Here is a 13,667-nt window from a genome sequence, read left to right as displayed (position 1 = left end):
CTGTATGAATCCCGGGTCCTAGCGAGTGCCAGGAACCTGGAAGTTGAAAACGCCGGTATCGAATTGGTTGTATGCCTCGTAGTCGACGAGTTCGTAGAGGCGCGCACGCGTGAGCATGTTTTCCACTTGCGCTTCCTGGGTCCCCGCAGCCTTAATCGATTCCAGAGTACGCTCTGCAGCGCCCATGGCAATGCGGAGCAGGGTGACCGGGTAGATGACCATGTTCACGCCGACGCCCTGAAGCTGCTCCACGGTGAAGAGGTCGCTTTTGCCGAACTCGGTCATGTTGGCCAGGATGGGCACGTCAACTGCGTCGCGGATGGCCTGGAACTCGCTCAAATCACGCATGGCTTCGGGGAAGATGGCGTCGGCGCCGGCATCCACCAGTGCTTTGGCGCGGCCCTGTGCGGCCTGGATTCCTTCGACGGCGCGGATGTCTGTGCGGGCCATGATGAGGAAGTTCGGGTCGCGGCGTGCGTCTGCTGCGGCGCGGATGCGTTTGGTGGCGGTGTCGATGTCGACGACGTTCTTGCCGTCCAGGTGCCCGCAGCGCTTGGGGTTGAACTGGTCCTCAATGTGGCAGCCGGCCAGGCCCGCGTTTTCGAGTTCCTGGATGGTGCGGGCTACGTTCATGGGTTCGCCGAAGCCTGTGTCGGCGTCCACCAAGGAGGGCAGGTCCGTCATGCGGGCGATCTGTCCGGCCCGGGTGGCTACCTCGGTCAGGGTGGTCAGGCCGATGTCCGGCAGCCCGAGGTCGTTGGCCAGGACGGCGCCGGAGATGTACACGCCGGCGAAGCCCTTTTCCTCGATCAGCCGTGCTGAGAGCGGGTTGAACGCACCAGGGAACTGCTGCAGGGTCCCGGAGGCCAGCAGTTCCCGCAGCTTGAGCCGTTTCTGTTCGGGCGTGACTTTGGAGTACAGCATTTAGAACAGTCCCTTGGGTGCGTTGCTGAGGTCGATCACGCCGGGTGCTGCTGTGATGTTCAGTTGGTCCAGTTCGCCTTCGCCCAGTTCGGTGACGCGCTCGACGGCGGCCAGGAACCTTTCGATTTCGGCTTCCTCCACCAACCCGGCGGCGAGGGTGCGGAACTTGTTCACGTACTGCTCGCGGGCGAACGGCCGGGCACCGAGCGGGTGCGCGTCGGCGACGGCGATCTCGTCCGTGACAACCGACCCATCCGTGAGCGTGATGACAACAGTGCCGCCGAAGGCTTTCTCTGCGATGTCCAACGAGTGGTAGCGGCGGGTCCATTCCGGGTCTTCCACGGTGGTGACTTTGTGCCAGAGTTCCACGGTGTCCGGGCGTGCGGCGCGTTCGGGAGCGTAGGAGTCCACGTGGTGCCAGGCGCCGTCCTGCAGGGCGACGGTGAAGATGTACGGGATGGAGTGGTCCAGGGTTTCGCGGGATGCGGTGGGGGAGTACTTCTGGGGGTCGTTCGCGCCGGAACCGATCACGTAGTGCGTGTGGTGGCTGGTCTTGATCAGCACGGATTTCACCTTGGCCGGGTCGGTGGTTTCGGGGTGCTCGCGGTGGAGTTTGCGGGCGAGGTCGATCCACGCCTGGGCCTGGTATTCGGCAGAGTGTTCCTTGGTGTACGTGTCCAGGATGGCGCGCTTGGCTTCACCGGGCAGCGGCAGGGGAACCTCGTAGGAGGCGTCCGGGCCGTCCAGCATCCAGGCGATCACGCCGTCTTCGCCTTCGTAGATCGGCACCGGTGAGGTCTGGCCGCGCATGGAGCGGTCTACGGCTTCGACGGCCATTTTGCCTGCGAAGGCCGGGGCGTGGGCTTTCCAGGTGGAGATTTCGCCCTTGCGGGATTGCCGGGTGGCGGTGGTGGTGTGCAGGGCCTGGCCCACGGACTGGAAGATCGTCTCAACATCGAGGCCCAACAACGTGCCGATACCGGCTGCGGCGGACGGGCCGAGATGGGCCACATGGTCGATCTTGTGCTTGTGCAGGCAGATGGCCTTGACCAGGTTCACCTGGATCTCGTAGCCGGTAGCGATGGCACGGACCAGGTCCGCGCCGTTGGAACCGACGTGCTGGGCGACGGCGAGGATCGGCGGGATGTTATCGCCCGGGTGGGAGTAATCCGCGGCCAGGAACGTGTCGTGGTAATCGAGTTCGCGCACGGCAACACCGTTGGCCCAGGCAGCCCACTCCGGGGAGACCTGCTCGCTGATGCCGAAAACGTGGGCGCCCTTGCCGTTGGTACTGGGCGCGTGCGTGAGGGCCTGCGCGCGGGCGGCGACGATGGGTGCCCGGTTCAGCGAGGCGATGGCCACCGAAGCGTTGTCGATGATCCGGTTGATCACCATGTCGGTGACCTCCGGGGTGACCTCGACGGGGTCGGCGGCGACCACGGCGATCTTGTGCGCCAACTGCTCCTCGCGGGGGAGGTTCTCTTCGCTCTTGTAGACGCGGACGTGGTTGATCTTGACCATGGTGCTCCTTCTAGTGAGTCGTTCTAGCGGGCCGGATGAGCGGCCTTGACGTGGGTGAGACTGCGGTGGAGGTGAAGTGTGGTTGCGGCCTCTGCCAGCCGCGGGTTGCCGGCGGCGATGGCCTCGGCGATGGCGGCGTGCTCGGCGGCGGCCGCGTGGAGCCTGGCTGCGTCGTCGGCTGCCAGCCGGCGGACCCTGACCAAGTGGACTCGGAGGCTGCGCATGGCCTGGGCCAAATAGCTGTTTGAAATTGCAGAGTCGATGGCGTCGTCCAAGCGGCTAACCAACGCGTAGTACTCGTGCCGCGCGGGGTCCTCGTCGCTGAGCAATTCAGGCGCCAGCAGCAGTTGGGCATGCAGCTCGGCGAACACCCCCGGCTCGCCACGTTGGGCGGCCAGGGCCGCGGCCCTCACCTCAAGGGTTTCGCGCAGTTCGAACAGTTCGTCAATGCTGTCCAGCGAGATATCGGTAACGACGACGCCGCGGCCTCCTGCCGCCGTCGTGAGTCCTTCTGCGGTGAGCCGGCTCAGCGCTTCCCGGACCGGGGTGCGGGACACGCCAAGACGTTCGGACTGCTCGACTTCCGCGAGGACCGTGCCTGGCCGAAGGCGCCATTCAATGATGTCTTCACGGAGGGCGTTGTAAGCCCTATCACTGGCGCGCATGCCATCAGTGTATACACAGGGCCCTCAAATAGTCATTAAGGCGACCATAAATCGCATCTCTGTATACATACGAGTTTATGCGCGGTTCCATCCGTACTCGTTTTCCGGCCGGCCAGGGGTGCCGTACCGCGGCGCCCTGGTGACGGTGCCGGCGTCTGCCAAGTACTCCAGGTAGCGGCGGGCGGTGACGCGGGACATGCCAAGCGCGTCCATCACCTCACTTGCTGACACCGGCTGATGTCCGGCCCGCACCAGGTCTTTCACTGCCTCCAACGTGGACCCGGATAGGCCCTTGGGTAGTGGAAGCTCTGTTGGTGCCCGAAGACTGGCAAACGCTTGGTCGACGTCACTCTGCGATGCTCCGGCTTTGGAGATCCCGGACATCGAACCAGCCAACTGTTCGCGGAAGGTCCGGTAGCTGCCGAGTTTGTCCGCAAACGTAGCGTAAGTGAAGGGCTTGATGAGGTACTGCACGACGCCGATGGAGACGGCGCTGCGCACGATGTTCAGTTCCCGGACGGCAGTGATGGCAATGATGTCGGCAAACACTCCTGCAGACCTCATGCGCCGGGCGACATCCAGGCCGTGCAGGTCCGGCAAATTCATGTCCAGGAGCACCAGGTCCACCGGCGTGGCGGATGCGGCGAATTCGCCAAGGATGCGAAGGGCTGACTGGCCGTCGGGCGCCGTCCCCACCAAGGTGAAACCGTCCAAGCGGCCTATGTAGACGGAGTGGGCGTCCGAGGCTATCGGCTCGTCCTCCACCACAAGGACGCGGATCTCTGTCATGCCTTCTCTTCCTCGGGAACCGGAGCGGGCAGCACAACGTGGAACTGTGCCCCGCCGGGATTGCTGATGGTCATCGTACCTTTGAGCCGATCCACTGCTTGACGAACAAGGGCGAGGCCGACGCCGCGGCCATGGGAACCCCGCGGATTTTCAGTCGAGGACTTGGTGCTGAATCCGTACTGCAGGATGTCATCAATGGAGTCCGGGTTGATTCCGCTGCCCGAGTCCCGCACCGTGAATTCGACGACGGCGGGCCACGCTTCGACTTCCAGCTCCACCTTCCTGGGCAACCCGCCGGCGGCTGCAGCATCAATAGCGTTGTCCAGCAGGTTTCCCAGGATGGTCACCAGGTCCTGGACCTCCAGGCCCCGGACACCGGAATCCCCGGACGTCCTGACAACCAGGTCCACCCCACGTTCATGGGCTTCGGCTGCCTTGCCCATTACCAGGGCGCTCATGACGGGCTCGTCCACAGAGGCCACCATGTCATCGGTCAGCTGCTGGCTGAGTTGAAGATCCTTGGTGGCAAAGTCCAGGGCCTGCGGAGTGCGGCCCAGTTCCAGCAGGGACACGATCATGTGCAGCCGGTTGGCGTGCTCATGGGTTTGGGCCCGCAAGGCATCAGAGAGAGTCTTCATCGTTTGGAGTTCCGTGCCCAGGGACTCGATTTCCGTGCGGTCCCGGATAGTCGCCACTGTGCCGTAGACGGCAGGTTTTTGCCTGCTGCGCTCAGGCACCGGCCCCACCGCAGGAGCCTGGTTGACCACTAGTATCCGTGAACCCGTCAGATGGATTTCGTCGTGTGCTGGCCGGCCGGATTCGAACAGCGCCCGCAGGCTGCCATCGAAGGGGAGCTCGGACAGTTTCGGGGCAGCGTCAGGTGACCGGTCGGCGTCGGAGGGTTGGAGTCCCAACAGCTCCGCTGCCTGGTCGTTGTACATCACGGCTTTCCCCTGTGTGTCGATCAGGATCACGCCCTCGCGGACCGAATGGAGGACGGACTCGTAGTAGGCGAAGAGCTGCGCCAGCTGTTCGGGTCCCCATCCGCGCGTGACGGAGCGGAGGTAGCGTCCCAGCAGCCAAGAAGCGAAAGACCCAAAGGTCAACACCACCAGCGCAATCCCACCAATCACCCCCAACCGCTCGGCGACATCGGTGTCCACCGTGCGGACCGTGACGCCGGCAGCTACCAGGGCCTTGATGTTTCCATCGCTGTCCTTGACGGGCGCAATGGTGCGGACCGATGGGCCCAAGGTGCCCGCGGTGACTTCGGTGAATGTTTCGCCGCGCAGCGCGGGTTCAATGGTGCCGATGTACGGCTTGCCCAGCTCCTCTGTCCGGGGATGGGTCCAGCGTGTCCGGTCCGGAGCCATGATCGTGATGAAGTCGGCCTCGGCGTCGTCCATGACGTCCCGGGCGTAAGGCTGCAGGACCGCAGAGGGATCTGCCGTTCCGGCCGCCTCCAGGACAAGGGGGTTGTTCGCGATCGAGGCTGCGAGGGCAAGCATCCGTCCACCGGCATTGTCATAGGCCCTGTCCCTGGCCTCCACAACGGAGAACGCCCCGAAGACCGCAGTCAGCACAAGGACGAACAGCAGGTTCGCCACGAACAAGCGGCGGGCGATGCTCCAGCTGTGAAACACATGGACCTCCATGACCAATATGACCGCAACGGTGATGTGTGTCACCAACGGCTCAATGATGGATATCACACAAGGGCAGCGGAGTGGACATCAGTGCAGGACCGCAGCGCCTTTACACAGTATCCAAAGGAGAATCCCATGACCTCTCAACGAGGAGAGTCGGCAGTAGCTGCCAAAGCTGGACGCAAGGGGCTCGACAAGTCGCATTACTTGTACATCGCTGTCATCCTGGCCGTAGTGCTGGGTGCAGTGGTCGGCCTGGTGTTCCCGGAGGTCGGCAAGTCACTCAAGCCGCTCGGCGATGGCTTCATCAAGCTCATCAAAATGATGATCGCTCCGGTCATTTTCTGCACCATCGTCCTGGGCATCGGCTCCATCGCCAAGGCGGCCACCGTTGGCAAGGTCGGCGGCCTGGCCCTCGGCTACTTCGTGGCCATGTCAACCTTCGCCCTGGCTATCGGCCTTGTGGTCGGCAACCTGATCCACCCGGGTGAGGGGCTCAAGCTGACCCCGTACGATCCCACCAAGAAGGCCGACACGAACAGCACCGTCGACTTCCTCCTGGGAATCATCCCCGGTGACATCCCCGTGCTGCCTACCCTGCTTGCTGCCATCCTGGTCGGTTTCGCCCTGCAGAAGATGGGCAAGCAAGGCGCCCCCATCCTCGGCGCCATCGGACACGGACAACGGCTTGTCTTCCGCATCCTCATCATGATCATGTGGCTGGCTCCGGTTGGCGCTTTTGGCGCCATCGCCGCCGTCGTCGGTGCCACCGGTGCCCAGGCGATCCTCAGCATGTTCACCCTGATGCTGGCCTTCTACGTCACCTGCGCCCTGTTCATCGTGGTCATCCTGGGCACCCTGCTTCGTGCAGTTGCCGGCGTGAACATCTTCCGGCTCATGAAGTACCTGGCCCGCGAGTACCTCCTGATCTTCTCCACCTCTTCCTCCGAGGCCGCACTGCCCCGCCTCATCGCCAAGATGGAGCACCTGGGTGTCTCCAAGCCGGTGGTCGGCGTCACGGTTCCCACGGGCTACTCCTTCAACCTTGACGGCACTGCGATCTACCTGACCATGGCTTCGCTGTTCGTCGCCAACGCCATGGGCACGCCGCTGGACCTCGGTGCGCAGATCTCCCTGCTGGTCTTCATGATCATCGCCTCCAAGGGCGCGGCAGGCGTTACCGGTGCCGGACTTGCGACCCTGGCGGCCGGCCTCCAGGCACACAAGCCGGAACTCCTGGGCGGCGTGGGCATGATCGTGGGAATCGACCGCTTCATGTCCGAGGCCCGCGCGCTGACCAACTTCACAGGCAATGCCGTGGCAACCGTCCTGATCGGTACCTGGGTCAAGGAAATCGACAACGGACAGGTGGAACGCGTCCTCTCCGGGAGCGAGCCCTTCGATGAGCAGACCATGATCGCCCACGGTGTCGAAGAAGAGGCTGCCCCTGAAGCCGACAACCGCGAGAAGGCAACCGTCTAGCAAGGACGAGTTCCTGCAGGACGGATGAGTCGAAGGCCGGCATCCCACGGGGTGCCGGCCTTCGGCATTTAACGCCCCACCGCCGGACCAATTGCCGAACCTTCGACCTCAACTAGAGGGTCAAGGCTCAACGGTGGGACAAAGTCAAGTTCCCCAAATAACCGTGTCGGGCGCTGTAGCCTAGGTGGGTAGTAGCGCTGTAGCTGGGGGCCAGCGGCAGGGAAGATCGTCGTCGAAAGAGTGGTTAGATACGTGAGCATCGAACGGGGTTCAGCAACGCTGGAAGGCACCGAGCTCGATCTGGAAGACGCCATCATGGGGCCCACGGGCCGCCCTCACCGCGAATTTCCGGAACCGGCTCCACTTGCCTCCCACGGCCCGGCGAGAGTCATCGCCATGGTCAACCAAAAAGGTGGCGTGGGCAAGACCACGTCCACCATCAACCTCGCTGCTGCGCTCGCCGAATACGGCCGGCGCGTGCTGTTGGTGGACTTCGATCCCCAGGGCGCACTGTCCGCGGGTCTTGGTGCCAATCCGCACGAACTGGACCTCACCGTCTACAACGTCCTGATGGACCGCAAAGTAGACATCCGTGATGCCATCCAGCAGACCGGCGTCGAGGGCGTTGACCTTCTTCCTGCCAACATCGACCTCTCTGCCGCGGAAGTCCAGCTCGTTAACGAGGTGGCCCGCGAGCAAGTCCTGGATCGCGCGCTCAAGAGCGTCGAGGACGATTACGACGTCGTCCTGATTGACTGCCAGCCGTCCTTGGGACTCCTGACCGTCAATGCGCTGACGGCGGCCCATGGAGTGATCATCCCGCTGATTTGCGAGTTCTTCGCCTTGCGGGCCGTTGCGCTCCTGGTGGAGACCATTGAAAAAGTACAGGACCGGCTTAACCCGCGACTTCAGGTGGACGGTGTCCTGGCCACCATGTACGACGCCCGCACCCTGCACAGCCGCGAAGTGATCTCACGCCTCGTGGAGGCCTTCGGCGACAAGGTCTTCGAGACTGTCATCAAGCGTTCCATCAAGTTTGCGGATGCCACCGTGGCGGCCGAACCGATCACCAGTTACGCGGGCAACCACATCGGTGCCGACGCCTACCGCCGCCTTGCCAAGGAACTGATCTCGCGCGGCGGCGCGCCGTAGCGGACGGTGGGACCCTCACTCGCCCCGACCGCGGACGCGGGTTCCGCCGTCACCGCAGAAGCGCCCGACGCCGGTACGTCCGAAGGCCGTAAGGCGGGCTTCGAGGTACGGCTGGCCAACTTCACCGGCCCGTTCGATCTCTTGCTTGGCCTTATTTCCAAGCACAAGCTGGATATCACCGAGGTGGCCTTGGCCACCGTTACCGATGAATTCATCAAATACATCCGCCGTCTCCAGGAACTGGGGGAGGACTGGGCCCTGGATGAAGCCAGCGAGTTCCTGGTGATCGCGGCGACGCTGCTTGACCTGAAGGCAGCCCGGCTTCTGCCTGCGGGCGAGGTGGAGGACGCTGAGGATATCGCGCTCCTGGAGGCAAGGGACCTTCTCTTCGCCCGGCTCCTGCAGTACAAGGCCTTCAAGCAGATTGCCGGAATCATGGGCGAAACCCTGGAACAGGAAGCCCGCCGATACCCACGGCAAGTGGCACTGGAAGGTCATTTCGCCGCCCTGTTGCCCGAGCTCGTGTGGCGGCACACGCCCGGGCAGTTCGCGGAACTCGCCGCCAAAGCACTGAAGCCCAAGGACGTAGCCCCGGCCGAGGTGGGATTGGACCACCTCCATGCCCCTCCGGTCAGCGTCAAGGAGCAGGCCGAGATCATGGGTTACCGCCTGAAGTTGGGTGCGCCACTGTCCTTTCAAACGCTGATAGCCGATGCCGAAACAACCTTGGTGGTGGTGGCACGTTTCCTGGCTTTGCTGGAGATGTTCCGCGACCGTGTGGTTGCCTTCGAACAGCCCGGCCCCCTGGCCGAGCTGACGGTTCGCTGGACGGGCGATGACGCCGGCTGGGACAGTTCCAGCTTGAATGAGGAATACGAAGCAGGGCCCGATGCGGGAAGCGGAGAGAACACCAGTGAGTGAGCAGGAAACGGCCCTTGACGGTCTGTCTGAACTGGAAATGCTGCCCGGCGGTGCGCGGTCGGCTTTGGAGGCAGTCCTCATGGTCATTGACGAACCGGCCACCTCCGAGGAGTTGGCCGTGGGACTCAACGTAACGGTCGCCGTCGTCGAGGATTTGCTGCATGACCTGCAGCGGGAGTATAGCGGCTATACTGTTAAAGCCCCGGACGTGGATGCTGTCGGCTTTGCCGATGCCAGCACTGCACCCCGGGGTTTTGAATTGCGGAACGTCGCCGGCGGGTGGCGGATCTACTCACGGTCGGATTTTGCCGACATCGTGGGCAGGTTCGTTCTCGAAGGGCAGACCACCAGGCTCACTCAGGCAGCGCTTGAAACCCTGGCGGTCATCGCTTATCGGCAACCGGTCTCCAGGGCCCGGGTGTCTGCCATTCGCGGCGTCAACGTCGATTCTGTAGTCCGGACTCTGACCCAACGGGGTTTGATCGAGGATTCCGGAAACGATCCCGAATCCGGAGCTGTCCTTTACCGGACAACCTCCTACTTCCTGGAACGGATGGGCATCGGCTCGGTGGCGGAATTGCCCCAGCTTTCGCCGCACCTTCCAGGTTTGGAAGGGATCGACGAGCACTACGACGCCAGCCGGATGTAGCCACGGCTGCATCGGCACAGCACGAGAACTTAATACGGACAAAGCGGCACCATACGAACGGTGCCACAGCAACAAGGGGCAGACGATGTCTGCCCGGCTGGCTAGTGTTGATTTCAGCACTGAATGCCGGCCATTACTACACAAGGACGGGTCATGACACAGGCGGGACGCCAGAGTTCACCACGTAACGGTTCGGGACGCAACAGTTCTGGACGCAATGAGGCCAAGGGCGGCGCAGGCCGCTCCAACGCCGGCGGCTTCTCCGGCCGCGGCGGAAGCGCCGGCGCGGGAAAGCGCAACTTCACCCAGGGCGAGGGCCGCCCGTTTAAGGCTTCCAAGCCACGGGAAGCGGCCCCCTTCGATCCCGATAACCCCACATCGGCTGCCGACTTCGATCGGCGCGAGGCCGCCAGGCCCGCCAAGCCCTTCCGCAAGCCAGGCTCCAACAAGCCCGGCTTCGGCAAGGCACCGGGAACTCCGGGCGCAATAAAGCCGAAGGCGAAGCCTGCCAAGCAGTTTGGCTCCAAGGCCTTCGGCAGCGAACGCTTCGGCCAGAACCTCGGTCCCATCCGCAAGCCGGGCCGCAACCGTGGTCCGCGCCAGGAAGTCCCGCAGTCGGACCTCCACGACGTTGACGGCGTACGCCTGCAGAAGGTCATGGCCCAGGCCGGCGTGGCTTCCCGCCGCGTGTGCGAGGAAATGATCCTTGAAGGCCGTGTCGAGGTTGATGGCGTTGTCACCACGGAGCTCGGAATGCGCGTGGACCCCACGTCCGCCGTGATCCACGTTGATGGCATCCGGATCCAGCTCGACGAAACCCTCGTGTACATGGTCTTCAACAAGCCCAAGGGCGTCGTTTCCACCATGGAGGACCCCGAGGGCCGCCCCTGCATCAGCGACTTCCTCAAGAACAACAAGAACAAGGGCGAACGCCTGTTCCACGTAGGCCGCCTCGACGTCGCCACTGAGGGCCTGCTGCTGTTGACCAACGACGGCGAACTCGCCAACCGCTTGACGCACCCTTCCTATGAGGTACCCAAGACGTACCTCGTCCAGGTGCGCGGACCGTTCCCGCAGGGCGTCGGTGCGAAGCTGAAGAACGGCGTCGAGCTTGAAGACGGCGTGGCTGCAGTGGACTCCTTCCGCCTGGTTGACTCCACACCTGGCCACGTCCTGATTGAGGTTGTTCTCCACTCGGGAAAGAACCGTATTGTGCGCCGCATGTTCGACGCCGTCGGCTTCCCCGTTGAGCGGCTTGTCCGCGTCAAGGTCGGTCCCATCGGCTTGGGCGATCAGCGCCAGGGGAGCATCCGCAACCTCGGCAGGCAGGAAGTCGGTCACCTCCTGGCATCCGTAGGGCTCTAGGGCATGTCGGCATTCGGTACGCACGGCCGGGGCCATCTTGATGGTCCGGTCGTCGTTCTTGGTACTGGCTTGTTGGGGGCCAGCATTGGCCTCGGCCTGCGCGGACGTGGAGTTCCGGTCTTCCTTTCCGACCCCTCGCCCACCAACCAGGCTGTGGCGGTGGACATCGGGGCGGGACGGCCGGTGGCAGAACTGGAAGAAGAACCCCAGCTCGTCGTTGTTGCTGCACCGCCGGATGTTACTGCCGACGTTGTCCAACAGGCACTGACGGACTACCCGTCCGCCGTCGTGGTCGATATCGCCAGCGTGAAGGCCACTATCCAAGCGCAGCTGCGCGAACGCGGCGTGGACCTTTCCCGTTATGTGGGTACGCACCCAATGGCGGGCCGGGAAAAGTCCGGTCCCGTGGCTGCGCGGGGTGAGCTTTTCACCTCCATGCCGTGGGTTGTCTGCCCGTCGGATGAAACCGGAGCCAATGCCCTGCAAACGGCGCGTTCGCTCGCTGGTGACCTGGGCGGTATCGTCTCCCAGTTCACGGCCGATGAGCACGATGAAGCCGTGGCCTTGGTGTCGCATCTGCCGCAGGTCATGTCTTCCCTGCTGGCCAGCCGGCTGCAAGGTACGCCCCTGCACGCCCTGTCGCTGGCAGGCAACGGGCTCCGTGACACCACCCGCATCGCAGCCAGCGATCCCACCCTCTGGGTTCAGATCCTGGGCGGCAATGCCGAAAAGGTTGTGTCCATCCTGCACGGTGTCCGCGAGGACCTGAACCGCTTGATCGGAACACTGGAAGAACCGGCGGCGCCGGGTGCCCGGCTCGATCTGGCTCAGCTGATCAGCGAGGGCAACGCAGGACAGGCACGGATTCCGGGCAAGCACGGTGGACCTCCGCAGGCGTACTCGTGGCTCACTATCCTGGTGGACGACAAGCCAGGCCAGATTGCGCACCTCCTTACGGAGATCGGCGAGATCGGCGTGAACCTTGAGGATCTTCGACTCGACCATTCGTCGGGACAAAACGTGGGCATGGTGGAGCTCTCCGTGCTTCCCAGCAAGCACGACCTCCTTGTTGAAGCTTTGACTGACCGTGGATGGCGGGTACTCCAGTAATGACGCGTGAATTCTTCGGCCCGGAAACGGTCGCCCGCCCGGGCAAGCCGTTGGTGATTGCCATCGACGGCCCTTCGGGATCGGGCAAGTCCAGTGTCAGCAAGGAAGTTGCCCGGCGCTTGAAGCTGGCGTACCTCGATACCGGTGCGATGTATCGTGCCTTGACGTGGTACTGCCTCAAGACCGGCGTTGACCTCCAAGACGGCGCGGCAGTGGAGCAGGCTTCCAAGGCCATGCCTTTGGAAATCAGCACCACCACCGTCACGGAGTACGTGGCCGTTGACGGCACGGACATCACGGATGAGATTCGGGATCCCCTGATCTCGTCGTCGGTGAGCGCCGTTGCCACAACCCTGGGTGCCCGCACCGAGCTCATCCGTCGCCAGCGCGAGCTGATCGATCAGCACCATCACCGCATGGTGGTGGAGGGACGCGACATCACCACAGTCGTGGCTCCCAATGCCGAGGTCCGCATGCTCCTGACCGCCAGTGAGGAAGCCCGGCTCCGGCGTCGCGGCATCCAACTGGGTGGTACTCAGAGCAGGGACCAACTCGCCGCCCAGGTCATACAGCGCGACGCCAAGGACTCCACAGTGGTGAACTTCACCCAAGCAGCAGATGGTGTTGTGACGCTGGATTCCTCGGATCTGAACTTTGAGGAAACTGTAGAGACCGCTCTGGCGATCGTCAGCAAGGTGATCTATGGCGACTAGGAACCAGCTTCCCTCCGCGTGGACCAGGGCGTGGAGCCGACCCGTTGGTTGGTTCCTTGACCACGTCATCTACCGGACCATCGTGGCGGGCAAGGGCAACGTTCCCGCTGCCGGACCGGTTATTTTCGCCGCGAACCACATCAGTTTCCTGGACGGGCCGGTGATGTTCGGCGCGTCCCCGCGTCCCATGCACATCCTCGTCAAGAAAGAGATGTTTAAGGGAATCCTGGGGTCAGTCCTGCGGGGATCCGGACAAATTCCGGTTGACCGCGCGGGTGACCGCACGGCCCTGCATATCGGAAAGCAACTGCTCGACGACGGCCGCTGCGTCGGGATTCTTCCGGAAGGGACCCGGGGGAGCGGTGCAGCCGAAAGCATCAGCAACGGGGTTGCGTGGCTCGCCATCAACTCAGGAGCAACTGTCATTCCGGTCGCCATCCTCGGAACCCGCCAGGGCGACGAGCACCGCGACCATATCCCCAAACCACGCCGGAAGCTCCATGTCAGCTTCGGCGAACCCATCACGGTGAAGCGCCGGAAGGGTGAACCGGGGCGTGTTTCAATGGACAGGGCAGCTGCGGAAATCCGTGAAGCCCTGGCCGGACACGTCCAGGACGCCATCCGGGCAACAGGCCAGGGCCTTCCCCAGGATCCTGCGCCCGGAGAACCAACTCCGCAGCACCGCCACACAGCAGTAGCCGGGACGCCGGCAGACCACCACTAAGGAAAG

13 protein-coding genes are annotated in these 13,667 nt (G+C 63.5%); 8 read left to right on the top strand and 5 right to left on the bottom strand.

Features of this window, described 5'->3' with window-relative positions; all coding sequences use genetic code 11:
- Window positions 1–18: 18 nt before the first annotated feature.
- The 5 genes from prpB to ACSSVG_RS01290 form a co-directional block, all read right to left on the bottom strand.
- Entirely contained in the window at window positions 19–924 is a 906-nt protein-coding gene (gene prpB / locus ACSSVG_RS01310) for a methylisocitrate lyase (RefSeq protein ID WP_492416891.1), read from the bottom strand.
- Window positions 925–2,445, bottom strand: coding sequence for an MmgE/PrpD family protein (locus tag ACSSVG_RS01305; protein ID WP_492416889.1), 1,521 nt, complete (start codon window positions 2,443–2,445; stop codon window positions 925–927).
- 23 nt (window positions 2,446–2,468) lie between these two features.
- Complete coding sequence (locus ACSSVG_RS01300) at window positions 2,469–3,110, bottom strand: GntR family transcriptional regulator (RefSeq protein WP_231339113.1); 642 nt, start codon at window positions 3,108–3,110, stop codon at window positions 2,469–2,471.
- Window positions 3,111–3,185: 75 nt separating this feature from the next.
- Window positions 3,186–3,899, bottom strand: a complete 714-nt coding sequence (locus ACSSVG_RS01295; protein ID WP_492416887.1) for a response regulator — start codon at window positions 3,897–3,899, stop codon at window positions 3,186–3,188.
- Entirely contained in the window at window positions 3,896–5,542 is a 1,647-nt protein-coding gene (locus ACSSVG_RS01290) for a sensor histidine kinase (protein WP_492419106.1), read from the bottom strand. The genes ACSSVG_RS01295 and ACSSVG_RS01290 overlap by 4 nt, the downstream gene beginning before the upstream one ends.
- Window positions 5,543–5,680: 138 nt before the next feature.
- Between ACSSVG_RS01290 and ACSSVG_RS01285 the strand changes: the two genes are divergently transcribed.
- The 8 genes from ACSSVG_RS01285 to ACSSVG_RS01250 all read left to right on the top strand — a co-directional run bounded on the left by ACSSVG_RS01285 (window position 5,681) and on the right by ACSSVG_RS01250 (window position 13,661).
- The gene (locus tag ACSSVG_RS01285) at window positions 5,681–7,027 is read left to right on the top strand and encodes a cation:dicarboxylate symporter family transporter (RefSeq protein ID WP_231339109.1); all 1,347 of its coding nucleotides are present in this window, start codon (window positions 5,681–5,683) and stop codon (window positions 7,025–7,027) included.
- A gap of 252 nt (window positions 7,028–7,279) precedes the next feature.
- The gene (locus ACSSVG_RS01280; protein WP_231339107.1) at window positions 7,280–8,179 is read left to right on the top strand and encodes a ParA family protein; all 900 of its coding nucleotides are present in this window, start codon (window positions 7,280–7,282) and stop codon (window positions 8,177–8,179) included.
- Window positions 8,180–8,185: 6 nt separating this feature from the next.
- A complete protein-coding gene (locus ACSSVG_RS01275) occupies window positions 8,186–9,100 on the top strand; it encodes a segregation and condensation protein A (protein WP_492416885.1) in 915 nt (304 codons plus the stop codon).
- A gap of 37 nt (window positions 9,101–9,137) precedes the next feature.
- The gene (gene scpB, locus ACSSVG_RS01270; RefSeq protein ID WP_492419104.1) at window positions 9,138–9,749 is read left to right on the top strand and encodes an SMC-Scp complex subunit ScpB; all 612 of its coding nucleotides are present in this window, start codon (window positions 9,138–9,140) and stop codon (window positions 9,747–9,749) included.
- 153 nt (window positions 9,750–9,902) lie between these two features.
- Window positions 9,903–11,114, top strand: a complete 1,212-nt coding sequence (locus ACSSVG_RS01265) for a pseudouridine synthase (RefSeq protein ID WP_231339102.1) — start codon at window positions 9,903–9,905, stop codon at window positions 11,112–11,114.
- 3 nt (window positions 11,115–11,117) lie between these two features.
- Window positions 11,118–12,224 (top strand): prephenate dehydrogenase, encoded by a 1,107-nt coding sequence (locus tag ACSSVG_RS01260; RefSeq protein WP_492416883.1) that lies wholly within the window; start codon window positions 11,118–11,120, stop codon window positions 12,222–12,224.
- Window positions 12,224–12,937 (top strand): (d)CMP kinase, encoded by a 714-nt coding sequence (gene cmk, locus ACSSVG_RS01255; RefSeq protein WP_492416881.1) that lies wholly within the window; start codon window positions 12,224–12,226, stop codon window positions 12,935–12,937. The genes ACSSVG_RS01260 and cmk overlap by 1 nt, the downstream gene beginning before the upstream one ends.
- Window positions 12,927–13,661, top strand: coding sequence for a lysophospholipid acyltransferase family protein (locus tag ACSSVG_RS01250; protein WP_231339096.1), 735 nt, complete (start codon window positions 12,927–12,929; stop codon window positions 13,659–13,661). The genes cmk and ACSSVG_RS01250 overlap by 11 nt, the downstream gene beginning before the upstream one ends.
- Window positions 13,662–13,667 lie beyond the last annotated feature (6 nt).

This window comes from Paenarthrobacter sp. E2MeOHC11 (assembly GCF_058744955.1).
Note: the sequence above shows the minus strand (reverse complement) of the source record. Positions and strands in the feature narration are given on the sequence as shown.